18 protein-coding genes, 1 tRNA gene and 1 riboswitch are annotated in these 22655 nt (G+C 64.3%); of the genes, 7 read left to right on the forward strand and 12 right to left on the reverse strand.

Going from position 1 to position 22655, the window contains the following annotated elements:
- Positions 1 to 285: 285 nt before the first annotated feature.
- A tRNA-Gly gene (locus JAO73_RS18600) sits at positions 286 to 358 on the reverse strand.
- A 92-nt stretch (positions 359 to 450) separates the two neighbouring features.
- On the opposite strand from JAO73_RS18600, the gene JAO73_RS18605 reads away from it, so the two are divergent.
- The 3 genes from JAO73_RS18605 to JAO73_RS18615 are packed head-to-tail and all read left to right on the forward strand — an operon-like array spanning position 451 to position 2404.
- Positions 451 to 720: a hypothetical protein gene (locus tag JAO73_RS18605; protein ID WP_198978733.1), complete on the forward strand. Its 270-nt coding sequence runs from the start codon at positions 451 to 453 to the stop codon at positions 718 to 720.
- Positions 721 to 749: 29 nt separating this feature from the next.
- The gene (locus JAO73_RS18610; protein ID WP_198978734.1) at positions 750 to 1295 is read left to right on the forward strand and encodes a GNAT family N-acetyltransferase; all 546 of its coding nucleotides are present in this window, start codon (positions 750 to 752) and stop codon (positions 1293 to 1295) included.
- Positions 1296 to 1312: 17 nt separating this feature from the next.
- Positions 1313 to 2404, forward strand: coding sequence for an alpha/beta hydrolase family protein (locus JAO73_RS18615; RefSeq protein WP_198978735.1), 1092 nt, complete (start codon positions 1313 to 1315; stop codon positions 2402 to 2404).
- A 21-nt stretch (positions 2405 to 2425) separates the two neighbouring features.
- Here JAO73_RS18615 and JAO73_RS18620 read toward each other — a convergent pair whose 3' ends face one another.
- Entirely contained in the window at positions 2426 to 4696 is a 2271-nt protein-coding gene (locus tag JAO73_RS18620) for a B12-binding domain-containing radical SAM protein (RefSeq protein ID WP_198978740.1), read from the reverse strand.
- A 110-nt stretch (positions 4697 to 4806) separates the two neighbouring features.
- Here JAO73_RS18620 and JAO73_RS18625 point away from each other — a divergent pair, with 110 nt between their 5' ends.
- Positions 4807 to 5307: a hypothetical protein gene (locus tag JAO73_RS18625; RefSeq protein WP_198978741.1), complete on the forward strand. Its 501-nt coding sequence runs from the start codon at positions 4807 to 4809 to the stop codon at positions 5305 to 5307.
- 27 nt (positions 5308 to 5334) lie between these two features.
- Here JAO73_RS18625 and JAO73_RS18630 read toward each other — a convergent pair whose 3' ends face one another.
- Positions 5335 to 7074: a hypothetical protein gene (locus tag JAO73_RS18630; RefSeq protein ID WP_198978742.1), complete on the reverse strand. Its 1740-nt coding sequence runs from the start codon at positions 7072 to 7074 to the stop codon at positions 5335 to 5337.
- Between the two features lie 224 nt (positions 7075 to 7298).
- On the opposite strand from JAO73_RS18630, the gene JAO73_RS18635 reads away from it, so the two are divergent.
- Positions 7299 to 7649 (forward strand): four-helix bundle copper-binding protein, encoded by a 351-nt coding sequence (locus JAO73_RS18635; RefSeq protein WP_198978743.1) that lies wholly within the window; start codon positions 7299 to 7301, stop codon positions 7647 to 7649.
- A 180-nt stretch (positions 7650 to 7829) separates the two neighbouring features.
- Here JAO73_RS18635 and JAO73_RS18640 read toward each other — a convergent pair whose 3' ends face one another.
- The 3 genes from JAO73_RS18640 to JAO73_RS18650 are packed head-to-tail and all read right to left on the reverse strand — an operon-like array spanning position 7830 to position 9406.
- Positions 7830 to 8402 carry a helix-turn-helix domain-containing protein gene (locus JAO73_RS18640; RefSeq protein WP_198978744.1) on the reverse strand — a complete coding sequence of 191 codons (573 nt, stop codon included), beginning with the start codon at positions 8400 to 8402 and terminating at the stop codon, positions 7830 to 7832.
- Positions 8403 to 8407: 5 nt separating this feature from the next.
- Entirely contained in the window at positions 8408 to 8767 is a 360-nt protein-coding gene (locus JAO73_RS18645) for a hypothetical protein (protein WP_198978745.1), read from the reverse strand.
- 54 nt (positions 8768 to 8821) lie between these two features.
- The gene (locus JAO73_RS18650) at positions 8822 to 9406 is read right to left on the reverse strand and encodes a thioredoxin family protein (RefSeq protein ID WP_198978746.1); all 585 of its coding nucleotides are present in this window, start codon (positions 9404 to 9406) and stop codon (positions 8822 to 8824) included.
- 173 nt (positions 9407 to 9579) lie between these two features.
- Here JAO73_RS18650 and JAO73_RS18655 point away from each other — a divergent pair, with 173 nt between their 5' ends.
- The gene (locus tag JAO73_RS18655; RefSeq protein ID WP_198978747.1) at positions 9580 to 9849 is read left to right on the forward strand and encodes a hypothetical protein; all 270 of its coding nucleotides are present in this window, start codon (positions 9580 to 9582) and stop codon (positions 9847 to 9849) included.
- Positions 9850 to 9936: 87 nt separating this feature from the next.
- On the opposite strand, the gene JAO73_RS18660 is transcribed toward JAO73_RS18655, so the two are convergent.
- From JAO73_RS18660 to JAO73_RS18680, 5 genes are all read right to left on the reverse strand, one after another.
- A complete protein-coding gene (locus JAO73_RS18660) occupies positions 9937 to 10974 on the reverse strand; it encodes a YncE family protein (RefSeq protein ID WP_198978748.1) in 1038 nt (345 codons plus the stop codon).
- A 27-nt stretch (positions 10975 to 11001) separates the two neighbouring features.
- Positions 11002 to 12963 (reverse strand): TonB-dependent receptor plug domain-containing protein, encoded by a 1962-nt coding sequence (locus JAO73_RS18665; RefSeq protein ID WP_198978749.1) that lies wholly within the window; start codon positions 12961 to 12963, stop codon positions 11002 to 11004.
- Positions 12964 to 13125: 162 nt separating this feature from the next.
- Positions 13126 to 13349: riboswitch (cobalamin riboswitch) on the reverse strand.
- A 15-nt stretch (positions 13350 to 13364) separates the two neighbouring features.
- Complete coding sequence (locus JAO73_RS18670; protein ID WP_198978750.1) at positions 13365 to 14219, reverse strand: transporter; 855 nt, start codon at positions 14217 to 14219, stop codon at positions 13365 to 13367.
- An 83-nt stretch (positions 14220 to 14302) separates the two neighbouring features.
- Positions 14303 to 16762 carry a TonB-dependent receptor gene (locus tag JAO73_RS18675; RefSeq protein WP_198978751.1) on the reverse strand — a complete coding sequence of 820 codons (2460 nt, stop codon included), beginning with the start codon at positions 16760 to 16762 and terminating at the stop codon, positions 14303 to 14305.
- A gap of 95 nt (positions 16763 to 16857) precedes the next feature.
- Positions 16858 to 18180: an Nramp family divalent metal transporter gene (locus JAO73_RS18680; protein ID WP_198978888.1), complete on the reverse strand. Its 1323-nt coding sequence runs from the start codon at positions 18178 to 18180 to the stop codon at positions 16858 to 16860.
- A 272-nt stretch (positions 18181 to 18452) separates the two neighbouring features.
- On the opposite strand from JAO73_RS18680, the gene JAO73_RS18685 reads away from it, so the two are divergent.
- Complete coding sequence (locus tag JAO73_RS18685) at positions 18453 to 19439, forward strand: cation diffusion facilitator family transporter (protein WP_198978752.1); 987 nt, start codon at positions 18453 to 18455, stop codon at positions 19437 to 19439.
- Positions 19440 to 19532: 93 nt separating this feature from the next.
- Here the strand turns inward: JAO73_RS18685 and JAO73_RS18690 are convergent, their stop codons facing one another.
- Positions 19533 to 22166, reverse strand: a complete 2634-nt coding sequence (locus tag JAO73_RS18690) for a T9SS type B sorting domain-containing protein (protein WP_198978753.1) — start codon at positions 22164 to 22166, stop codon at positions 19533 to 19535.
- Positions 22167 to 22655 lie beyond the last annotated feature (489 nt).

A 22655-nucleotide genomic window follows, 5' to 3' on the forward strand; every position in this document is an offset into this window, starting at 1 on the left:
GAACCGGCGCCAGTGCGGCGCCGAACCGGCGCCAGTGCGGCGCCGAACCGGCGCCAGTGCGGCGCCGAACCGGCGCCAGTGCGGCGCCGAACCGGCGCCTTTACTTCGCACTTCGTGCGAAGCCCCTATTTTGAAATGCTATGCTTGGCTCTAACCAAGCACAATGCGGATAGTATGCCATACAATAACACTTTAGAAGACCTAAAGGCATATTGTTTAAACCGTCGTTTAAACCAAAAGTAAAACAGCCACCTAGCTCAGAAGCTAAGTGGCTGTTAATCAATGAGCGAGAAACGAGGTTCGAACTCGCGACCCTCAGCTTGGGAAGCTGATGCTCTACCAACTGAGCTACTCTCGCAGGGTGACTTGGTGTGTCAAAATTACGTTAAAGAAACGGATTAGCAACTGGCACCAACCCCAACTTAGGCCTTCGCGTAATAATCAAACGCTATGCCTACTCCTCCCCTACCTCCGCCTACGCGCCGCTTGGTCGGTTTTCTACTCGTGCTCAGTGGGGTGTTGCTAGGCATTGGGATGATGCTGAAAGTATACGTGTCCGTGTACATGTGGTACGTAAATGGCGCGCAGAGTGCGCCGGCTTTGCTGCTTTCGGCTTATTTGGTGGGGTTGCTGGCCAGTGGCTTGCTGGTGCGCATGGGCCTGCGCATGCGGCGCGGCGAAAGCGACCGCCGGGACCCCAACACCAACGAAATGCTGTAACTCGCCGCCCGGCGGGCGACCTTTGTCTCATGTCATCTCCTCTGCGCATCTCATTGGCCAAGGCCAACGCCGGTACGGCGGCCCAACTGGCTGACCTTGGCCGCCAAACGTTTCACGACACCTTTGCGGCCTCTAATGGCCCGGCTGACATGGCCGCCTATCTTGCCGAGAACTTCGGGCCCGACATTCAACTGGCCGAGCTGCAAGACCGCGAAAACACCTTTTTGCTGGCCCACATGCAGAACGAGTTGGTTGGCTATGCCAAGCTGCGTGACAACTCTTCGCTGGGCCTCGCGGAGGGGCAGAACCCGGCCGGACGCCTCGAAATTGAGCGGCTGTACGTGCGCGACGATTGGCAGGGCACGGGCCTGGGGGCGGCGCTGATGCGCGGCATTCTGGCCTTGGCTGAGCAACTGCACTGTACGGCGGTGGTGCTGGGCGTGTGGGAAAAGAACGACAAAGCCCGGGCCTTTTACCAGCGGTTTGGGTTTCGGGAAATTGGGCAGCACGAATTCCGGCTGGGGCAGGACGTGCAAACCGACCTCATCTTGCGCAAGGGCCTGGCCGGGCGCTAAACCCGCTACTTTTGCGCATGCTTCTTCCCCCCGCGTTCTGTTCGACCAGCAAGCTGCCCGTCCGCTTATGCTTGTGGCCCGCGCTACTGGGCATGGCGCTGAGCATCGTGGCTTGCCAACCGGAGCAAAGCGGCGACACGCAGGCCACTCCGCCACCCGTGGGGCATTTTGAAGGCAGCCTCAGCCCGGCCAAGCAGCCCGAGCTACGGGCCGCGCTCGACATCAACCACCCGAGCCCGGGGCACTACGAGGCCGAACTGACCGTGCCCGCTGTTGGCACGCTGAGCTTCGTGGCCGACACCATCTTGTTTGCCAACCGCCGACTGACTTTGCGCCGCCCGGCCCGGCCCGGCCACGTGCTCACCCTCACGCAGGACGGGGATTTTTGGCACGGTACCCTGGCGCTGGATTCGGTCACGATGCCCGTCATTCTGCTGAAGCGCGGGACGCCCCGGCCCCGTACGTATCGGGTTGAGAAATCGCCCCGGCCTAACGGTCCGTTTTGGCTGTTTGCTCCGGCCGATACCAGCACGCCCGGCCCTGCCTTGGTGTTGCTGCCCGATTCTGGCACTGCTCCCACTGCCGCCCTGTGGGCCGACGCGCTGGCTCGAAACGGCATTGTGACCTTGCTGTTGCCGGCCGATGATTCGTCCAACACCTCCAACACCACGTTCCTCCAAAACGCTTTAGACGTGCTGCGTCACACCGCCGGGGTCGACACGGCCAACGTTGGTGTGTGGGCGGCGGGGGCGCAGCCCGTCGGCACAACCTTAGGAATTTACCTTTCGCGGGGTGCAAAGCAAGGGCAGCCTCAATCCGATGAAGGCAGCATCCGTCTGTCGTTTTTCATTGCTCAGAATGCGCAGTTGGACGATGCCAGCCGCAAGACTTTCCAGAATATGAAGGCGGAGCGAGTGCCGGTGTTGGGCTTGTATGGCGGCGGAAACGCCCGGGCCGCCGCGGCGCTCCAGCGGGTGTTGGGCGGGCGGCGTGGCACCGTGCGCGTGTACCGTAGTACGGGGCCCGATTTGCTGGTGCCGGGCGATGTCAGCCCGCGCTTTGGGGCGGGGCTGCCGGAAGACGTGCTGCAGTGGTTGCCGCGGAAGTAACGGCGGAGGCAAGCCCGGCTTTTATACCAGCAGCAAGCCCTTTTCGCGCAGCAACGCCCAGGCCGGGCTTTGCAGAAATGCTTCGAATGGGCCTTCCGACGTTGGAAAACCGGCTGCTGCGTCCTTGAGCAGCACTTTGGCGTCGTAGTCGTGGCTGAGTCGCGTGAGCAGCTGGTGCAGCCAGCGGCCGGCGGCCTCGGTGGTTTTTACTTCGAAGTCTTCGGCTTGCTCGTAGCAGGTAAGCACGGCGCGAGGAGCTTTTTTGCCCGCTTCAATGCGAATATCGGGGGCGTTGCCGAGCCAGAACAGGCGCTGGTTTTGCCGGGTAAAATCCGGCTTTTCGGGGGCTTGCAGGGCCTGCTGCACGAGGTGGCGCGGGGTGCTGGGGCGCGGCGTTTTGAAGTCGAACCAGGTGTGCAGGGGCTCGTCGAGGGCCACGTGGTGCAGGTAGTTGTAGAGCGACTTGGCCAAGCCGGGGCCGAAGGCCTCGTGGTCGGCCCCGAGGGGGTCGTCGTGCCAGAGGTCGTTCCAGGCGAAGCCGGCGGGCGCCGGCCCGATGGCCTGCACCTGGTACTTCGCCGGATTCTTGCCCACGGGCGAGTGGGCGGTCATCGAGAAGCGGTGCCAGTAGCCGCTCTGCACCACACCGGCAGCGAAAAGCTGGCGCACCACTTCCAGGCTGTCGATGGTTTCCTGCGCCGTTTGGGTGGGAAAACCATACATCAGGTAGGCGTGCACCATGATGCCGGCCTGGGTGAAGCCATCGGCCACGCGGGCCACCTGGGCGATGGTGACGCCCTTTTCCATGAGGGCCAACAGGCGGTCGGACGCCACTTCGAGCCCACCGCTCACGGCAATGCAGCCCGAGGCGGCCAGCAGCCGGCACAGGTCGGCTGAGAAGGTTTTTTCGAAGCGAATGTTGCCCCACCACGTGATGGGCACGCGGCGCTTAAGCAGCTCAATGGCGAGGTCGCGCAGGGCCAGGGGCGGCGCGGCTTCGTCCACGAAGTGAAAGCCGGTTTGGCCGGTTTGCCGGATGATTTGCTCGATGCGGTCGACCAGCAGGGTGCTAGGGGCCGTTTCGTAGCGGCTGATGTAGTCCAGGGTCACGTCGCAGAACGAGCAGCGCTTCCAATAGCAGCCGTGGGCCACGGTGAGCTTGTTCCAGCGGCCGTCGCTCCAGAGGCGGTGCATGGGGTTCAGCACTTCCAGCACCGAGAGGTACTCGGTGAGGGGCAGGTCGGAGTAGTCGGGCGTGCCCACTTCGTGGTGCGGCACGTCGGGGTGCGGGTGGTTGATGTACTCAATCTGCCCCTGCTCGTTGCGCAGGAAGGTGCGTTGGAGCTGGTCGCGGGCGGGCGGACGGTAGAGCACGGCCTGCAATGCGCAATGCACCCCGTCTGGAACATCTTCCTGACGGGCTTCTTGCTCCGTGGAGTGGCCCAGGTATGCCAGCAAGCGCAACCAGGGGCCCTCGCCGTCGTCCAGGGTCAGGTAGTCGATGTAATCGAAAAAACGGGGCTCCTGAATGGTGCGCAGCTCGGTATTGGGGTAGCCGCCGCCCATGACGGTGGCCGTGGCGGGGTTGATTTCCTTGATGTGCTTGGCCAACCGCAACGCGCCGTAGAGGTTGCCGGGGAAGGGCACGGTGAAACCCACCACGTCGGGCTGCACGCGCGCCAGCAAGGGCTCCAGTTCCTCCAGCAGCATGCGGTCGAGCAGGCCGGGGGCGGCTTCCAATTCGTGGTGCAGGGGCTCGAAGCTGGTGGCCGAAAGGGCCAGCTTTTCGGCGTAGCGCGAGAAGCCAAAGTGCGGGCCCACGGTTTCTTTGAGCAGGTCGGCCAGGTCTTCGAGGTAGAGCGTGGCCAGGTGGCGGGCCTGGTCGGTGAGGCCCATGGTGCCGAAGGCAGTTTCGAGGTCGGCCACGTGGTCGAAGCGGCTGGCTTCGGGCAGGAAGCGGCCGTGGCAGATGCGCGGGGCCAGCGTGAGGTCCTTGTTCTGCAGAAACCGAATGACCGGACCGATGGTGGCCAGGTAGCGGTGCTGCAGGCGCAGCATGCGCCGGGCATTGTCGCTGAGGTCGAACCCGCCGGCTTCAATTTCGGCAAACACCCGCCGCAACCCATCCACCGAAAACAGCCGCAACACCAGCTGCAGGCCCAAGTCGGCCTGGGTCACGTCGTACCCACGCCCGCCCAAAAAGCCCTTGATGTAAGCCGTGGCCGGGTACGGGGTGTTGAGCTGCGTGAGCGGCGGCGTGAGCAGCAGGATGCGGGGCGAAGCAGTAGGCACAGTGGCAAGTAACCCGGCTGGAGCGTCCGGGGTTCATTTCCCGGCAAAGGTCGGGCACAGTGGGCCGGGAATCTTGCGCAACCATCTCCTGAAAAACGCTACTTTTCTATATGAAAACCTCGCTCCTCCTGCCACCTGCCGCCCGGCGCGCGGGCTGGGTGGCGGCGGCTTCGCTCACCGGCTTGGTGGCCGGCTCGCTGGACATCGCGGCCGCCTGCACCCAATACGTGCTGCTGACCCACAAGCCACCCGTCAACGTGCTGCACTTCGTGGCCAGCGGCCTCTTTGGGCCGGCGGCCCTGGCTGGCGGGGCCAGCATGGCCCTGGCCGGGCTGGCGTTTCACTACGGCATTGCGTGCACCTGGGCGCTGGTGTTGTATTGGCTCTACCCGCGGTGGTCGCTGCTAAGCCAGCTGCCGCCCCTGCTGGTCGGCCTGTTCTACGGGGCCGCGGTATGGGCCATTATGAACCTGCTGGTGGTGCCGGCCTCCCAGATTCCGCCACGGCCCTTCACCCTGCCGTCGGCGGCCATGGCGATGGGCATTCTGATGGCGTGCATCGGGCTGCCCATTGCCTGGCGGGCCGCCCGGTACTACGGACGGCGCCCCTGACTAGCCCCGCCAGCCGTTTGGGCCGGCTCACATCTTCATGCCGCTCATGCGCCCCGAGCTCATGCCTTTCATGCTCATCCAGGGCGCGGTCAGGCGCAGGTACACCGAGGCCGAGAGCGGCAGCTTGCCATAGCCGGGCCCCACGTAACCCACCACGCCGTAGTACCGGTCCTGCTGTAGTGCAGTCGGAATGAAATAGCCCGTTAGCTGGCCGCCCACGCTCAGTTCCGGCCCGCGAGCCCCTCCCAAACTAGCTAATCGGTAGCTTGCCCCTACTGTTAACGCGTTAATGTTGAACGGCCCGCCTCGTAGCGGCTCGCCGGCCGGAGTAGAGGCGTAAAAATCCAGCTCCTCGCCGTCCTTCTGCACAAACTCGTAGCGGCCGTAGAACGTGGGGCGGCCCAGCGTGAGGTTGGTTTCGGCCAGCAGGGCGTGCTCCTTGCCGCCGTGGGCTTCGTTCAGGCCCCACACCAGGGCCGAGGCCAAGTAGCGGCGATCGCTCCAGGTGCGGCTGTGCAACACGCTGGCGGTGGTGCGGGTCACGTCGTCTTCGGGGTGCAGGTCTTCGGGGCTTTTGATGAAGGCGCGGCTCACCTGCAGGGCCAGGCTGCTGGTGGGGTTCCAGTTGAGGCGGCCAGCCCAGGAGTCGGCCCGCGGCCGGTCGAAATCGTAGCGGTACTGGTCAGGCTCGCGGCCCGTGAAGTTGCTGCCCTCCAGCTTAAACTGCTTGTAGCGCACGCCCAGCGTGGCCACCCCGAAGGTGATGTGCGTGGCATCGGTCCAGTGGTGCGAGAGGGGCGCATCGGGGTTGGGCATGGCCGAAATGCGGTGCATGAAGGCCACCGGACCAATGGCCGGCTCGCCGGGGTAGCCCAGGTAGAGGCTCACGTCCACGTCCTCGCTCACGGCGTGGGTGTAGCCCACGGTCAGGCCCGAAATCAGGTCGTGCGGGTGCTGCTTGTCGATGAGCGGCTGGTTTTTATACGACTCGCCGGTTTGGAACAGGAGCGGGTAGCCGCCGTTGGTTTCGGTGAGCGGGTCGAGGCTCACCATCAAACTCAGGTTGAGCAGGCCGCGGGCCCCGATTTCGCGCTGGGCCATGGCCATGCCCCAGTTCGGCCCGTCGACGGCGTTGGCGTGGCCGCGCTTGCCGCTGTTGTTGAAGTTCTGGCTGGTGTAGCGGGCGTAGGCAGCGCCGTGGTACATCAGCATCCAGGGGCCCTGGTGCTGCATCCACATGTACATGGGCGTTTCGTCGGGGTGCCAGCTCGTGCCCGAGCCGTTGCGGTTCATGGGCAGGCGGCGCGAGAAGGCATGGCTCATGCCGCCCATGTGCATGCTGCTGTCGTGGGCCATCCCCATGGCGCCCATATCATGGCCGCTGCCCGCCATGTTCATGTGGTGCATCTGGCCGGTTTTGGCAGAATCCACGGGCGTGGCGCCGCCCATGTTCATGCCGGGCATCATGTGTTCGTGGCCGGAGGGCTGGCTGGTATCGGCCGGCGCAACCGGGGCTGTGCGGGGCGCAGGAGCGGCAGCCGGGGAAACCGTTGTTTTGCCTGTTTGGGGCGCGGCGGCGGGTTTGGGCGTGGCTAGCCGCGGTTTGGCAGGTGTGGCTTTGGGCTTAGGTTTGGGCTTAGGTTTGGGCTTAGGTTTGGGCTGAGCCGGCATGGGCATGCCCATGTGCTCGTGGTCCTGCGCGGCGGCCGTCAGGCACGGCACGGCGGCCAGTAACCCGGCCGTTATCAATTGCTTAAGAAATAGCATTGCCTTCAAGGGAAATAGCGAGAATAATTCCTCTTAATACCCCGAAGCGTGCCCGATGGTTAAGGCATCATTTTACCAAAAACCTACAGCATCCCGGGGTCAGCCCCGAATTGTGTGAGCGGGGAAGGCAAATTGTGCACGTCCCTGAGCCGATTTGGCGCGTAAAGCAGGAAACGGCTGCCCGTCAAGCTTTTCTTTTCACCTAACTCCTCATTGCCATGCACATGCCCACTGCTTCTCCCCGCTCCCGCCGCGACAACCGCGCCGTGCTCGACGCCCTCAGCCGCTGCATCGCCGCCTGCGAGCTGTGCGCCGACGCCTGCCTCGACGAAGAAGACCCCAAGATGATGGTGCCCTGCATCCGCCTCGACCGCGACTGCGCCGACATCTGTCGCCTCACCGCCGCCTTCATTGCCCGCGGCTCCGACCACGCCCAGCACGTGCTGCGCGAATGCCTCGAAATTTGCCAGAAATGCCACGACGAATGCGCCCAGCACCAGCACGACCATTGCCAGCAATGCGCCCAAGCTTGCCAGGCCTGCGTGGAAGCGTGCAAGAGCTATCAAGGCGCTTAACCGGCATTGCAAGGGCGAAGCCCGCGGCAATCCGTCTTGTCACTACCCAACTCGTTCATATAGCAAAAAGCCCCGGCACTGCGCAGTGCCGGGGCTTTTTGGTTGAGTTTGTCACGCTACATGGCGGGCCGCTGAAAACAGGACGGATTGCCGCGCTGCGCTCGGAATGGCGGGCGTTGCCTACGCCAGCGCGTCGAGCGACATGCGCTCGGGCAGCATCAGGCGGCGGAATTCGCTCACCGAGTAGCCCGTTACTTGGCGGAACTGGTTGCTCAGGTGCTGGCCGGAGCTGTAGCGCATCTGGTCGGCTATCTGGTTCAGGGTCAGCTCGCCGTAGCTCAGCAGCTCCTTCACGCGCTCTATTTTGAGGCGAATGAGGTATTTCTCGATGGTGAGGTGAGCGGTGCGCGAAAACACCTTGCTCAGGTGCGAGTAGGTGGCCGCAAACCGGTCGGTCAGGAAAGCCGAAGTGGTGAGCGGCGAGCGCGCCGTGCGCAGGTGCTCCAGGTACTCGGCCAGCGTGGCCTTTATTTGCTCGGTGAGCTGCTCGGCCCGGCCGCGCAGCAGCTCGAAGCCGGCGGCGTGCAGCAGCGGCGCCAGGGCTTCGGGGTCGGCGGGGGTGGTTTCGTCGAGCTCGGCCACGCCAAGGGTGACGGCCTTGGGCCGATAGCCGGCCCGCTCCAACAAGCTGTGTACGGCCTCCACGCACCGGGGGCACACCATATTTTTGATATGCAGTAGGTTGGTTTTCAAGAGCTTTATCTGATTTCGGGCCGCCGCGAAGCAGCCGGTGAAGAATGAGAACGAGCCGTTGCAGAACCGGCAGCAGTCCGGCGCGGGCGAGGCGCCGGAGTGGAAACCTCCGCCCAGCCGCGTCCGAACCAATGCCCCGTGGCCCACGTCACAAACGGGACCACGGCCAGGAACGTGACCGCCAGCAGCCAGAACAGTACGAGAAAGGCAGAAAAAAGTCGACCAAAAAACTGGTCGCTCACCCCAAACAAATAAACAATCAGCATTAGTGCCAATGCCAAGCTGACGCCGGCCAGCACGCCCACGCGCTGCCAGGGCCAGGCGGCAACGTGTTTTTGGAGGCGACGGCGCAACGGCAGCGGCATACGGCAGGGAATTGGGAGGGTGAAAATAGCGCAAAAAATGCTTGGGTCAAGGGCTTAGCTCAGCAGGGCCAACAATTCGCGCTGCACGGCCTGGCCGTTATCGGCCTCGTACCAAGCGTTCATTGTCTTAACTATCTGATTGGTGTGCAAGGATTTATCGGCGTGCAGCTGATGAGCCAGCGTCTGTGCTTCGGCCGGGCGCGGGCCCCAGTCGCCGAGGTCGGCCCCGGTGGCGGCGTCGCGCCGAATGAGCTTGGGAATGCTGTTGCCGCCGTTGGTTTGGTGGGCGGCCATCAGGGCGGGGTGGTCGGAGCGCAGCAGCACGTGCAGGCGCACGCGGCCGGCGCTCACGTCGGCCAGGTGGGCCAATACCGGGAGGGTGTGGGCGGTGTCGCCGCACCAGGCCTCGCCCAGCACTAGCCACTGCTCGGGGCGGGGCAGGTTGGCGAGCGTGGCCACCAGCTCCGGCAGCAGCGGCTCGGCGTAGGCGCGGTCGAGGTGGGCCTGGTTCTGGTCGGTGAAGCGCACGTAGGCCGGGTTCTGGTCGGGGCCGCTGGTGCGGCGCTCGGCGGCCAGCGTGCTCACCAGCTGGCGAAACTCGGCGTAGGCGAAGGCAGGCGAAGGGATGGAACTGGGCATCAGGAAGTAAGTGAGGCGAGTGGGGCCGAAGCGCAACTTTGCGCAACCTTGCAGCGGCTCCTGTCGCTACAACCGTACCCCGGGCCTACGGTTCGGGTTGCGCGGCGGGAAGTTATTTTTCTACCTTGCACCGTCGCATCCCTCAACCCCTTCACATTTGCTCTTTCATGCTGTTGAAATCACTCCTCCGCCCCCTTGCCGTGGCTTGCGCCCTCACCGCCACGTTTAGCGCCTGCAGCTCGGGCACCAAAGAAGGCGATACCAACGTGGAACGCGGCTACACCAAGAAAGGCCCCGCCGCCCCCACCGACGGCGTGGCCAACGGCGACTCCGTGACGGCGGGTGTGCAGCGCCCCAATGGCCCGCATCAGCCCACCGGCAAAGAGCTGTACAAAGCCGCCGAAGACGCCAAAGACCGCAACCACGACGGCCTGGCCGACTAACTGCCCGCCCCCCCCCTGCTCCACGAAAAAACCCCTGCCCGAACCGGGCAGGGGTTTATTTTTTGCAGAAAGAAAGGCAGGGCAATGCTAGCGGAACAAGAACGCGTTGGGGCCCACGGCCACGCCGAACGAGTCGATGGGGGCGCCGGCCACGGTGTAGCGAATCACCTTGGCGTCGCCGGTGAAGGTGGAAGTGCCGGCGTAGATGGTGTTGTCCTGCGGGTCGATGCCCAGGCCGTAGAAATTGCGGCGGATGAGCGGCTTCGCCGTCAGAGCCGTGGCCATCGGGTCGAGGGCATAAGTCCCCGTGCCGAGCGACACGTAGACGGTAGAGCCCGTGGCGTTGGTGCGCAGGTTGCCGTTGGTGTAGTCGCTGGCCAGGGCAATGCGCGTTTGCTGCGTGGGCTGGGCGGGGCTGAAACGCACGAGGAAATCCTGCGCCGCGCCGTACTTGCTGCACAGCACCCAGATATTGCCGTTCACGTCGCGCACCAGGTTTTTGGGCCCGTCGGGCACCGCAATGCTCGACTCCACTGCATCGGTGGTGGTGTTGATGACGCTGAGGGTGTTGCCGTCGCTGTTGGCCACGTACAGCTTGTTATCCACCAGCAGCATTTGTTCGGGGTTCACCCCCACCGTCAGGCGCTTGCCGATGGTGTTGGTGGTCAGGTTCAGCACGGCCACCCGGCCGGCGGAGTAGGCCGGGAAGCTGCCCTGCCACTCCGTAACGTAGGCTTTGGCGGTGCCCGCAGCCAGCAGGTAGCGCGGCTGCGAAAAGCCGCCGATGCCCACCGTGCGCTTGAAATCAGCCAGGCGCACCACCTGCACCGAGTCGGCGCCGTTCACCACGAGGTAGGCGTTGTCGCCCACGATGGTCATGTTCTGCACAAACGGGCCGAGGCGCTTGTTGCCGTTGGCTGGCGCGTACACGTCGCGCACCACCGTTTTCGTCGACTTGTTGTAGAGGCTGATGGCGCCGTTGCTGGTGCCTTCGTTCACCACGTACACCGCGTTGGTGACGGTGGGCACTTCCGGGGTGATGACCTCTTTGTCGGGGTTGCAGGCCGTGGTCAGCAGGGCCAGCAGGCCGAAGGCGGAGAGGTAAGGAAAGGAATTGAGCTTCATAAAATGAATGTGAATGGATGTTGAAAATCAGCGCCAGGCCACGCGCAGGCTCAGCACCGCCGAGCGGGGCGGCATGGCGCGGCCGGCGTAGGTCTGGTAGCGGGTGTTGGTGAGGTTGTAGCCCTGCACCAGCAGCGTGAACCGAGCCGGGCCCACCGTCAGATGGCGCCCCACGCTGCCCTGCAGCAGGAAATAGCCCGGCAAAAAATCGTTGGCCGACACGGTGGTGTAGCGGTAGCTGCTGAAACTGCCGCTGGCATTCAGCAGCCAGTGCGTGCGCCAGGTGTGCTCGGTGCTGAGGGTGGCGCCGTGCAGCGGCACGTACGCCAGCTGGGTGTCCAGGGGGTCGTCGTCGCCGAGGTAGCCTTGCTGCTTGTGGGCTTGGGTGAGGGCGTAGCTGGCCCGCACGGCGGCCTCGTAGCGCGGCCGCTTCCAGCCCAGGGCCGTGCTGGCTTCCAGGCCCTGGGTGCGCACCAGCCGCAGGTTGCGCGGCGAGTAAAAGCCGCCGGGGCCCGGTATCCACTGCACCCAGTTGTCGACGAGCTGGCGGTAGGCGGTGAGCTCGGTGCGCCAGTGCAGGCGGGCGGGGCCGGCGGCCTGGTGGTCGTACACGGCGCCGGCTTCGTAGCCCACGCCGGTTTCGGGCAGCAGGCCGGGGTTGCCGCCGGGCCGGTAGTACCGCTCGTTGAGGGTGGCGGCGCGGTAGCTGCGCGAGGCGCTGGCTTTTAGGGTGATGGCGCGCGTTTCGGTTTGCCACAGGTCCCATTCGGCGCCGGCGGTGGGCGCCAGCGGCGGGCGCTGGTCGGGCACAACGGCCTGGCGCAGGTTGGCGGTGAGGCGCAGCGTGGGCGTGGCATCGTAGCGCAGCAGGCCAGAGGCCGCCAAGCGGTTTTCGCGAATGCGGCTTTCGTAGCCGTCGGCCACCGCTTCAAAGTGCTGCACTTCGCCGCCCAGCTGCAGGCTGATTTTATTTCCCAGGGTAAACGAATGCTCGGTTTGGGCCTGGATGGTGCTCAGCGTGGTGTATTGCGGCAGCAGCGTATCGTCGCCGTATACGAGGCGGTCGTGCAGCCAAGCCACGCGCACCGTGCCCTCGTAGCGCCGGCCCACCCGCTGCCGGAAGGCGGCCAGCAGCCGGGCGCTGTGGTCGGTTTCGAGGCCATGGCGGTTGGCAGCGCCCAGCGCCGGTTGGATTTGGCGGTTGGCCCCCGTGAGCCAGGCGGCCAGGCTGAGCTGCCCGCCGGTGCCCACCAGCAAGCGCGCATCCTGCGTGAAATTCCATTGCCGGAAAGCCGCATTGGGCTGGCGCGGGGCCGCGGCCCCGTTTTGCTCCGGGCCAAGGGAAAAGTCGTTTTGGGCTTCGCGGTACAAGGCAGTGGTGCGCAAGGCCAATCGCGCCGCGCCGTAGCTGGCCTCCAGGCTGCCCGCGCCCTGGCCAAAGCTGCCGCCCTCGGCCTGCACGCTGCCGCGCAGCCCTCCGCCCAAAGCAGGCTCGCCGCTCAGCAGCACCGCGCCGCCAATGGCGCCGGTGCCGTACAGCGCCCCGCCGGGCCCGGGCTGCACGCGCACCTGTGTATTGCCGCCCACCGGGAAAAGCGAAAAATCGGCTTCGCCCAACGAGGAGAAATTGATGTTGAACCCGTTCCAGAGCACCGCGGTGTGTCGCGCCGACGTGCCCCGAATGCTGATGGACGCCAGTTGGCCCGGCCCGTAGTTTTTGAGGTAGAGCGGCGCGCGGGCCGCCAAAGCTTCGGCCAGGGTGCCGGTGCGGTACTGGCTGAGGGCTGCCGAATCGAGCACCAGCTGGCGCGTGCCGAGCGCGTAGCGGCTGGGCTTGCTGCCGGCCACCGCCACGTCGGGCAGCAGGTGGCTTTGCCCGGTAAGGGTATCGGCCGCGGCTTGCCCCTGGGCCGGCAGGGCCCGCGCCACGGCAATGGCCGCGGCCAGCAGCCCGGCCAGCCGGCGTGTGTGCAAAAGGGCAACTAGCATCCGAATCAAATTCTCAGTTAAGAAAATTCGATTCAAAATCCGCCGTCAGCCCGCTTCTTGAGAGAAGCCGGCTAGCGTCAGACCGAGGCCGAAAAACAGGGGTAATGAGGCCACCCGAGGGCGGCCGCTGCTTTCTTTCTCCATTCGTCCTCCGCGAATGCTGAACCTGTGAACGCCCGGGCAGGTCTCCTGGCTTGCTCCGCCGAGTGGGCCGCCTTCCCATTCCTGGCCGATTTTTCACGTGAAAAACCGGCACTGAACAGTGGCATTGAGGCCCACCCCGATGTGGAGCGTACAGTTGCGGGGACAGCTCCGGCTTCGTACCGGATTCCCTTTTCAGCCGCGCCCCGCGATTGGGGGTTGGCACCTTGGCGGGGCAAAGATAGGCACGGGCGCGGCGTTTAGCGGCGGAAGGTGAAGCCCACGAAGTACTCGTGGTCGCTGAGGCGGTTCAGGGCTAAGTGGGTGCCGAGGTCGAGCTGCAGGTTGGGGGTGAGCTTGAAAATGGGGGCAATGTTGGCCGACGCCTGCCAGCGGCGCTGCTCGGTGTCCCACATGGCCACGGCTTCGGCCACGAGGCCCAGCTTCTCCGTGAAGTCGTATTCCAAGGCGGTGGAGGGCACGAAGCGCAGGTAGCGCTGGTCCTGGTCGCGGTCGTAGTTGAGGTCGGTTTCCAGCTGGGCTTCGAGGTTGGCTTTGTCGCTGAGCTCGATGTCGACGGGCAGCACCACGCCGTATTCGGGAGCGCCCTCCCCCACCGCGCCGCCGCTGGGCAGGCGCGCGTAGCCAATCACGGCCATGGCAAACTTGCCCTGCTGGTCGTCGCCAATGAAGTTGTGCTTCACGCGCAGCGTGAGGTCGCCAAAGCCGGCGTGGCGCTCCTCCCAGTCGGTGGCCTCGGTGGCGCGCTGCTTGGCAATGGCGTAGAGCGGCACTTCCAGCTGCAGGTCGGTGCGGCGGCCGAGGCCGAACTTGAGCATGGTGTAGGCCACTTTCAGCTCCCGTTCGCGCTGCTCGTCGCCGGTGCCGCTGTTGCGCAGGCGCAGCAGGTCCATTTCCACCTGGGCATGGCCGGCATCTACGGTAAACGGGCTTTCGGTGACGCCGGGGCGGTCGGGCTGCAGCTCGCGCAGGCGGTTGCGCGGCACGGGCTTGCGCCAGCTGAAATGGGCCGAGTCGTAGGGCGTGGGTTTGTGGTCATTCTGCGCCCGGGCGTAGGTGGGCAGCAGGATAAGCAGCCAGAAAAAGTGCTTCATGCGGCCGTCTACGCAGAAAGGCCCGGGCGGTACCGTTTTCGCATTATTTCTTCGGCCTAAGCCCAACCCCACCCTTTCGGTTTTTAAAACGGCACCAGCACTTTCACGCCCACGTTGCGGCCGGGGTTGTAGATGCCCGTGCGGCCGGTGGGCGAGCCGGCGTAGTATTCGAAGTACTTCAGCCGGTTGAGGTGGGCCTGGTAGGCCGTGTCGAAAACGTTATCGACCTGCACGATGAGCTGCAGCAGACCGCGCCCGGCGCGGTTGGCGTAGGTGGTGCCCGCGCCCAGGCCCAGCAGCGCGTAGCCGGCGGTGGCGGTTTCGGTGTTGTCGAGGGCGTAGAAACGGTTTTGGGCCGCGCTGCCGTCCACGGTGGCCCGGAAGTAGGTGCCCGTGAGCCGGCCCGCGTGCGCCGGCAGCGTGGCGCGCACCTCCGTGCGCGCCCGTAGCGGTGGAATAAGGGGCAGGTAGCGGGCGGCGGCGGCCAGGTGCTCGGGCGCAGTCGAAGCGGCATTCTGCCCGTTCACGTAGGCTGCGCTGCTACTCCAGGCCAGCCAAGGCAAGGCGGCCGGGCGCCAGCTTAGGCTGGCTTCGAGGCCGTAGAGCCGGGCGGCGGCCTGCTGAAACTGGTAGGTGGCATTCCCCGGCACGATGACGACCGGCTGGCCGGCCTCGTTCAGCAAGCGGCCCTGGTAGATAAAGTTCTGCACGTAGTTATGGAACAGCTCCACCGAAGCGTCGAGCTCGGGCTGGTGCCAGAGCACGCCCACGTCCTGCTGCCAGCTGAATTCCGGCTGAAAGCCGCGGTTGCCGAGGTACACGATGTGGGCGCCGGGGTCGAGGCCGTTGGAGCCGATTTCGGGAATGTTGGGGGCGCGGTAGCCGCGGGCTAGGTTGGCGCGCAGCGTGAGGCGCTCGGTGGCCACGTAGCTGGCCCCCAGGCTGGCCGACACGCCCCAGTAGCGCTGCCGAAACGCCGGAAACTGCAGCGCGGCGTCCGGGGTACGGGGTCCGCCGGCACCATCGAAACCGGTGGCGGGGTTGGGCGCCACGTAAAAATCCGACCACGTCACCAGCCGGGTGTCGTAGCGCATGCCGCCGCTCACTTCCAGCTTGCCAAAGGCCTTCTTCAGCAGCACAAAGCCGCCGGCGTCCAGCAAATCGTAGTTAGGAATGGGAAAATCGGTGGCGTTCTGGTGGCGGTTGAGCTGGCCCATGCCATTGCTGCCCAAGCTGGCTTCGAAGCCGTGCCAGGTGGGCAGGTGGTAGCGCACGTCGTAGGTGTAGGTGGTGAGGCGCAGGGCCAGGCCCGCCTGGGCCGGCGCCGTGGGGTGGTTGAACTCCTCGCGCTGGTTTTGCTGGGCGCCCAGCAGCAGGTGCAGCTCGCCGCCCCCCAGGCGCACCTGCGTTTTGGTGAACACCCGGTAGTGGCGAATGCGCTGGTGCAGCGGCGCAATGGTGTAGGAATGCAGGTCTTCGTCGCTTACCAGGGGCCGGTTTTTGATGTCGTCTGTCCCGCTCTCAAACACCTGCCGCGTGAAGCGGCGGCTGAGCGAGTCGCGGCTGCCGTCGGGGATTTCCTGGCGGTTGTCGTAGAGCGTGAGGTACCAATGCGAGCTGCCCCAGGGCTTGCTCACGCCGGCCATGCCCGTCAGGGTCAGCTCCCGGAAACCGGTGTTGTACACGGGGCCGTCCACGCTATTCCGGTAGTCGCGCGCCAGGCGGTGGCTGGCCCGGAAGCTGGTTTGAAAGCCGTTTTTCTGGTAGTTGAGTCCCAGCGAATTGCCCACCAGTCCGTTGTTGGACTGATACTCGGCCAACGCATCGCCGTGCAGCTCGCCTTCGGGGCCGCTGGGCAGGGCGGGCAGCAGGTTCACCACGCCGGCCACGGCGTCGGAGCCGTAGAGCAGGCTGGCCGGGCCTTTCACCACCTCCACCCGTTCGATGTCGTAGCCATCCACTTCCACGCCGTGCTCATCGCCCCACTGCTGGCCTTCCTGGCGCAGGCCGTTGTAGAGGGTCAGCACGCGGTTGTAGCCCAGCCCGCGAATGAAGGGCTTCGACACGTTGGGGCCCGTCGTGACGGCGCTCAGGCCCGGAATGCCGCGTACGGCGGCGTCAATCACATTGGTGTTGGCGTTGAGGCTGATTTCGCGGCGGCCCAGCGTGGCAATGGGCACGGGGCTGCGCCGCACTTCGGTGGCCCGGCTCACGCCCGTCACCACCACATCGGCGAGGGCGGCAGACGCAGGCGCCAGCGTGAACTGCACGTCCGTGGCGGCGCCGGTGGCCACGGTGGCGGCGCGCGTGGCCGTGGCGTAGCCTACCGCGCTGGCCACCAGCCGCGCCGGACCGGCCGGCACGGCAGCTATCTCAAACCGGCCATCCCCGTCGGCGGTGGCGCCCAAGCTGGCGGCCGGCAGCACCACGCTGGCGTACGGCACGGGCCGTCGCTGCTCGTCGCGCACGGTGCCGCGCAGCGTGCCCGTCTGGGCGCACAGCAGCCGGGGCAGCAGCAGCAACGCAAGTAGCAGGTGTTTCATGGCCCTCCGGATTATTATCCGGTTTTAATAATATCCTTCATTCACAGTGAAGAAAGCGTAGCCATTACTCGCTGTCTTCCATTTTACCTTCTCTCCTAGCCCACGGCGGTTTGCCAGAGCAGGTAGGCGTTTAGGGCGATGATGATGGCCGACACCGACCACGCCAGCACGCGCACCACGGGCCGGTTCACAAACACGCCCATCTTGGCTCGGCTGCTGGTAAACAACACCAGCGGCACTACCGCAAAGCTGAGCTGCATCGACAGTATCACCTGGCTGAAAACCAGCAGTTTTTCTGTGCCGCTTTCGCCGTACACAATGGCCACTACCAGGGCCGGCACCACCGCCACCAGCCGCGTGATGAGCCGCCGCACCCAAGGCCGCAGCTTGAGGTCGAGGAAGCCTTCCATCACAATTTGGCCCGCCAGGGTGCCCGTCAGGGTCGAGTTCTGACCCGAAGCCAAAAGCGCTACCCCAAACAGAATGCTGGCCGCGCCTGCGCCCAGCACCGGCGCCAGCAGCTTGTAGGCGTCCTGAATCTTGGCCACCTCATACAACCCGTGGTGATGGAAGGTGGCCGCCGCCAGCACCAGAATGGCCGCGTTGATGAAAAACGCCACAAACAAGGCCACCGTCGAGTCGATGGTGGCAAACTTGATGGCCATGCGCTTGCCGGCCTCGGTCTGCTCGATGGCCCGCGTTTGCACGATGCTGGAGTGCAGGTACAGGTTGTGCGGCATCACGGTGGCGCCCAGGATGCCAATGGCCACGTACAGCATGCCCGGCGTGGTGATGACCTTGGGCTGCGGCACCAGCCCGTGCGCCAACGCCACCCAATCGGGCCGCGACACAATAATCTCGTAGAGGAAACAGCCGAAAATGAGCACCGTGAGGCCTGCCACGATGCTTTCGATGATGCGGAAGCCTTTGTTTTGAAAAAACAGCACCACCAGCACGTCCAGCGTGGTGAGCACCACGCCCCAGGCCAGCGGCAGCCCAAACAGCAGGTTCAGGGCAATGGCCGAGCCGATGACTTCGGCCAAATCGCAAGCCGCAATGGCGATTTCGCACAAAAACCACAGCATCAGGCTGATGGGCCGCGAGTAATGGTCGCGGCAGGCTTGGGCCAGGTCGCGCCCGGTCACGATACCCAGCTTGGCGGCCAAGTGCTGCAGCAGCATGGCAAACAGGTTGGAAATCAGCACCACCGACAACAGCGTGTAGCCGTAGCGGGAGCCGCCGGCCAGGTCGGTGGCCCAGTTGCCGGGGTCCATGTAGCCCACGGCCACCATCAGGCCCGGCCCCCAAAAGGCCATCAGCTTGCGCCAAAATGAGGCGTCGGCTCCCGGCACCTTGATGCTGGCATACACCTCACTCAAGGAATTGGCGCGGCGCGGATGGCGCCAGCCGGCGTCCATGGAGTCGACTTTGGTATCGGTAAGCGTGGAAGGTGGCACGGTAAGCAGTTGATTCAATGCAAAGTTAATATATTTTTAGGTCAGTCTAAAAAATATTTTCGACTGCCTTAAATACAGATTTCCCCAGAAAAGGTTTCGTCGCTCGGCGCGAATTATGCGTCCCGTCTGGCTTGTTGCTACCGACTTGGCAATTGCTCTACGGCCGTTGGCGACGCGAGGTGGTCCCACTGTTGCCGTTGGGTGCCCGACCTTTGCCCCGAAACCCGTCTTGCATGAACCATTCCACCACCAAGCGCCGCTTTGGCTTGCTGTCCCTCGTGGTCAGCGTCGGGCTGGTCGCCGTTAAGTTCTACGCCTATTATCTCACCCGCTCCCAGGCCGTGCTCACCGATGCGCTGGAGAGCATCATCAACGTGTTTACGAGCGGCTTTGCGCTCTACAGCCTCTACCTCACCAGCCTGCCCAAGGACGAAAACCATCCCTACGGCCACGGCAAAATCGAAAACCTCTCGCTGGGCTTCGAGGGCGGGCTGATTTTCATGGCCGGCGCCTTCATCCTGTACCACGCCTCGCGCGGGCTGCTGCACCCCCACCCCGTGGCGCGGCCCGACTGGGGCGTGGCGTTGCTGGCCAGCACTGCGGTGGTGAACCTGGGCGTGGGCCTGCTGCTGGTGCGGGCCGGCAAGCGCCTGAAATCGGTGGCGCTGGTGGGCGACGGGCAGCACCTCTACATCGATGCCCTCACGTCCATTGTCTCGTCGGGGGCGCTGGTGCTGGTGGCGGCCACCGGCGTGGTACGGTTCGACTCGGGCGCGGCCCTGCTCTTGGGCGGCTTCATTCTGGTGAACGGCTGGCGCATGCTCCGCCGCTCAGTGTCGGGGCTAATGGACGAAACCGATACGGCCATCGTGGCCGAGGTCATTGCCGAGTTGCAAGCCCATCGCCGGGCCCCCTGGATAGACGTGCACAACCTGCGCGTGCAGCGCTACGGCGCCAACCTGCACATCGACTGCCACATGCAGATGCCTTATTATTTCACCCTCGAAGAAGTGCATTCTCAGCTGTTCGACATCGAGGAACTCATCAAGGAACGGTTCGCGGTTGATGTCGAAATGTTTGTGCACGCCGACCCCTGCACCTTTGCTGCCTGCTCGCTGTGCCTCATGGCCGAATGCCCGGTGCGCATGCACCCCTTTCGCCACCAAGTAGCCTGGAACATCCAAAACGCCATCAAGAACGAACGTCACCGCCTCGCCTAAGCGGCACGCCGAACCAACAGCACTAAAATTAAAAAAGGGTGCCGCGAATATCGCGGCACCCTTTTTTGGGTGAGGGCGGAAGGTGAGCAGCGCTTAGCGCACCACTTCTACCCAGCCTTTGGTTTGCACACCTTTGTTGTCGGTGAGCAGGTAGTAGTACACGCCAGCGGGTTGGTTGTCGCCGCCCCAGTTGTTGGCGTAGTTGGATTGCTCGTACACCTTGCGGCCCCAGCGGTTGAAGATTTCCAGCTTGCTGGTCGTGCTGTTGACCGACGAGATGCGGAAGAAGTCGTTCTGGCCGTCGCCGTTGGGCGTGATGATGTTCGGCACCTGCAGGTCGGGCACGAAGACGATGCGTTCGGCCACCAGCGTGCCGCAGGGGTTGGCCGAGCCGGTCACCGAGGTGGTGAGGCGCACACGGTAGTAACCGGCCTGGGTCAGCTTCAGCGGAGCGGGAGCAGCCGCCGAGCTGAAGGTCACGACGGGGTCGGCCACAGGGGAGTTACTCAGGTCCTTGAAGCGCTGGTACGTCCAGGCGTAGGTGGTAGGAGCACCGGCCGCGCCCACAACCGGCGTGGTCTGGTTGGTGAAGGTGAAGGTCACCGGCGGGCGGTTGTTGTACTTGCCAGCCGCGCCGGTCGAGTCAGCCGCGAATTTGGCGGTGATGACGGCCAGGCCCAGCACCTGCACGGTGGAGGTAGCGGTGCACGCATAAGGCGAAGCGCCGCGGGCGGTAACGGTGTAAGTGTTAACACCGAGTGCCGTGGGGGTCACGGGGAGGGTGGCACCGGTGTTGTTGGGCGCGGTAATGCCCGGGCCGCTCCACGTATAGGTGTAGGTGTCATTGAGGTTGCTGCCGACACCGGTGGGGCGGGTAGCAGTGGCCCGCAGCGTTACCGCAGTGCCGATACAAGCCGACGGTACTGAAGCCGTGGCCGCTACCACAGGCTGCGGCACCACGCGCACCAGAATGGACGTAGTGTCGCCGCAAGAACCTTGAGCAAAGCCCAGCGTGGGCGAAGCCGTGAGGCGGTAGCGGGTCGTCACGGTGGGGCTCACCACAATCTGCTGATTGGTGGTCACAGCGGGAAGGCCGTTGCCGCCGGCGTTGGCCACCGACCACTGGTAGGTATATACTTGCGCTTGGGTGGTGTTGGTGGCGATGCGGCGAATCGAGTCAGGACGTACTACGCCGCCTTGCAGCGTGAGCGAGCCACCGGGGCAGATGGCGTTCGACGCCGGCGTGGTGTTGCCGATGCCCGTGGCACCCACAATGGCCGAAGCCGTGGCCACAAAGCCTTTGTAGATGCGAATTACTACTACGCGGTTTTGCACGCCCTTGATGGGGCAGTTGTTGTCCTCCACGCGGATGTTGAGGCGAATGGTGCGGCCGAGCGTGGTGGGCGAGGGCTGGAAGAAGAACACGCCGCGGGGGTTGGTGGTGCCGTTGCCGGTCAGGCTGAAGGTGCCCACGTCACCCGAGTCCAGCAGGTTGGGGTCGGTGTTGATGTTGGCGGGCAGCGTCACGGTCAGCAGCTGGTTGGCGCTGGGCGTCTTCAGGTTGTCGGGGTCGGTGAAGTTGAGTTCCACACGCGAGTAGTTGCAGGTACGCACGTCGATGCGGGTGGTATCGGTCGTGTTCACGGTCTGGGTACCCGACTTGGGCGTTACCGGCGTGGCCGTTACGGGGTTGGGCGTGGTGTTCGGGCCGCAGTCAATGACGATGATGTTGGCCTCGCGGCGCACCGTGCCGATGACGCGGCGCACGCCGTTGATGCGGCGGTACTCGGTGATGAGCACAGCAATCTGGTACTTATTGTTGCCCGAGTTGGGCGCCGCCGTGGCATCAAATACGCCAGGAGTGAAGGACAGCGTGCGGGCTTGCTGGTTGAAGGTGAGCGTGCGGACTACACCGGTCTTAACGGGGCAGGTGCCGACGGTATCGAAACCTAACTGGATGGGGTTCGTGGGGCTATAGAGACCGGTTGGCAAGCCCGGGAAGTCATACACGCAGAGAGGATTCTGACTCAGAATTTTGGTCACGCGCGCGCTGCCGGGGAAGGTGTTATAGGTAACGGGGGTGCCGCAGGCGCGCAGGGGCGCGGCCAGGGTGTAGACGAGCGAGTCGCCGTCGGGCTCGGTGGCCGAGTAGGTGATGGTGGTGGGCTGCTTCCAGCACACGTACTGAATCGGAATGTCCTGCGGGTCGAACTGGGGCGAGTTGTTGGCCACGGCCGTCGTGCCCTGGTTGCGGTTGTCGAGCGTGGCTTCCACGTACATGTCGCCGGCTTGAACGTTGGCCAGCGTGGGGCGGGCGTTGGAGAAGGTGCTCAGCGTCCAGTTGCCCGGCGTCAGGGTCACCGTTGCCAGGTAGTTGTACACATCGTAGTTGGGCAGGCCCGCCGGGCCCTGGCACGGGCCGGCCGAGACGGCGGCGCAGAAGGGGTTGCCCGCTTCCACGGCGCCCTGCTGCACGAACTGCGCCGTGACGGTGGCCGTAGCGTTGCAGCCGCCGTTGCGGCAGGAGAGCAGGAAGTCGTTGGCCGAGGGCGTGATGCCGGTGCAGTCGCGATACAGGCGGAACTTGACGCGGTACTGGTTATTGCCCAGCGAAACGTAGGTCATGTCGCCGCCCAGCAAGTGCGACGCCCGTGCTTCCTGCGCGCTGCCCAAGAGCAGGCCGCACGCGAAGAGCAGCAGGGTGAAGGAGTGTAATATTTTTCTCATGGGTGAAAAAAAGGGGTGAAAGGGAGTGAAAAAAGACGGTTGAGGGTGGTTCCGACGAATCGGCGAACCAAGATAACGGTAGAAAAGGGCAAGGGCAAAATATGCCTTTGAAATGCCCTATGATAGCAGCAAATTAAGGGCCAAACTTCACAAATTTTTGACGAAATGGAACTTATTTGTGATTTTTATTTGGGTTCCAACTTCCATCATATGGTGCATCGGTGCGTGCGCTGTGCGCTGCCGAAAAGAGCTTGTGGTTAATATAAAGGCACATTAGCTACGAGCAAGAAGCCGGCTGCCCTTATCCTCAACCGTAGTAATAGGCTAGTTTTTGAGGTCAAAAGTGCTATTCCGCTCATTCATGCGCTTTATTTGCCGCTATGGTAGTGCTCTACATCTTCCGAACGGCTGGTGCCAGTTGCGCCCTCTCAAGCTTTTTGCCTACATTACACTACTAATAAGGTCGGCATTAGCGCGCTGGCTGTCCGG

Origin of the sequence: Hymenobacter miniatus, from assembly GCF_016427455.1 — a bacterium.
GTDB classification, from domain to species: domain Bacteria; phylum Bacteroidota; class Bacteroidia; order Cytophagales; family Hymenobacteraceae; genus Hymenobacter; species Hymenobacter armeniacus.